General features: G+C 58.1%; 1 protein-coding gene. It reads left to right on the top strand.

What is annotated here, in order from left to right; genetic code table 11:
* Window positions 1-24: 24 nt before the first annotated feature.
* Window positions 25-1541 (top strand): condensation domain-containing protein (locus IE247_RS33865; protein ID WP_229869527.1); only part of this gene is annotated, 1517 nt, incomplete at its 3' end.

Raw genomic sequence — 1541 nt, 5'->3', positions numbered from 1 at the left:
GCTGAGGTTCTTGGGGTGCCTCGGGTGGGGATTCATGACAGTTTCTTTGATTTGGGTGGGCATTCGTTGTTGGCGACTCGTTTGATTAGTCGTATTGAGGGGGTGTTGGGTGTTCGTTTTTCGGTGAGGGATTTGTTTGAGTGGCCTTCGGTTGCTGGTTTGGTGGGGCGTGGTGGTGGGGGTGTTCGGTCGGGTGTGGTGCGGGTGGTGCGGCCGGATGTGGTGCCGTTGTCTTTTGCGCAGCGGCGTTTGTGGTTTTTGAATCGGTTGGATGGTTTGGGGGGTACGTACAATATTCCGTTTGTGGTGCGGTTGTTGGGTGAGTTGGATTTGGGGGCGCTTGAGCTGGCTTTGGGTGATGTGGTGGGTCGGCATGAGAGTTTGCGGACGGTGTTTCCGGATGTGGGGGGTGTTCCGTGTCAGGTGGTGTTGGGTGTGGATCGGGTGGATGTGGGTTTGTCGGTGGTTGGGGTTGGTGTTGGGGGGTTGGAGGCTGGTTTGGAGGAGATGGCGGGGGTGGGTTTTGATCTTTCGGTTGATGTGCCGTTTCGGGTTCGGTTGTTCGGTGTGGGGGAGGGGGTTCATGTTCTGTCGGTGGTGATTCATCATGTTGCGGCTGATGGTGAGTCGGTGGTGCCGTTTTTGGGTGATCTTTTGGAGGCGTATCGGGCTCGGTGTGGTGGTGGGGTTCCTGGTTGGTCGGTGTTGCCGGTGCAGTATGTGGATTATGCGTTGTGGCAGCGTGAGTTGTTGGGTGAGGAGGGTGATTCGGGGAGTTTTGGGGGTGGTCAGTTGGAGTATTGGCGTGGGGTTTTGGAGGGGTTGCCTGAGGAGTTGGTGTTGCCGTTCGATCGTTTGCGTCCGGTGGTGGCGAGTCATCGGGGTGGGTTGGTTGGTTTTGGTTTGAGTGCTGGTGTTCATGGTGGGTTGTTGGATGTGGCTCGGGTGTGTGGTGCGAGTTTGTTCATGGTGGGTCAGGCTGGTTTTGCGGTGTTGTTGTCGCGGTTGGGGGCGGGTTCGGATATTCCGTTGGGTAGTCCTGTGGCGGGGCGTGGTGATGAGGTGTTGGAGGGGTTGGTCGGTTTCTTTGTGAATACGTTGGTGTTTCGGGTTGATGTGTCGGGTGATCCGTCTTTCCGTGAGGTGGTGGGGCGGGCTCGGGATGTGGATTTGGCTGGGTTGGAGCATCAGGATTTGCCGTTTGAGCGGTTGGTTGAGGTGTTGAATCCGGTTCGTTCGATGGCGCGGCATCCGTTGTTTCAGGTGTTGTTCACGGTTCAGGGGGATCCTCGGCCGGTGGTGGAGTTGCCGGGGTTGCGGGTGGAGGCGGAGGTTGTTTCTCGGGGGGTGGCGAAGTTTGATTTGTCGGTGGGGTTGGTGGAGCGGTTCGGTGTTGATGGTGCTCCGGCGGGGTTGGATGGTTTTCTGGAGTATGCGAGTGATCTGTTTGACCGGGAGACTGCTGAGGGGATCGCTGCGCGTTTTGTTCGGTTGCTGGAGGCGGTCGCGGGGGATCCTGATGTGCGGATCGGCCGGCTGGA

It is taken from the genome of Streptomyces inusitatus (assembly GCF_014651115.1).
In the GTDB taxonomy this organism is placed as follows: domain Bacteria; phylum Actinomycetota; class Actinomycetes; order Streptomycetales; family Streptomycetaceae; genus Streptomyces; species Streptomyces amakusaensis.
The sequence above is the reverse complement of the archived record's forward strand: the minus strand, read 5'-3'. Positions and strand labels throughout refer to the sequence as shown.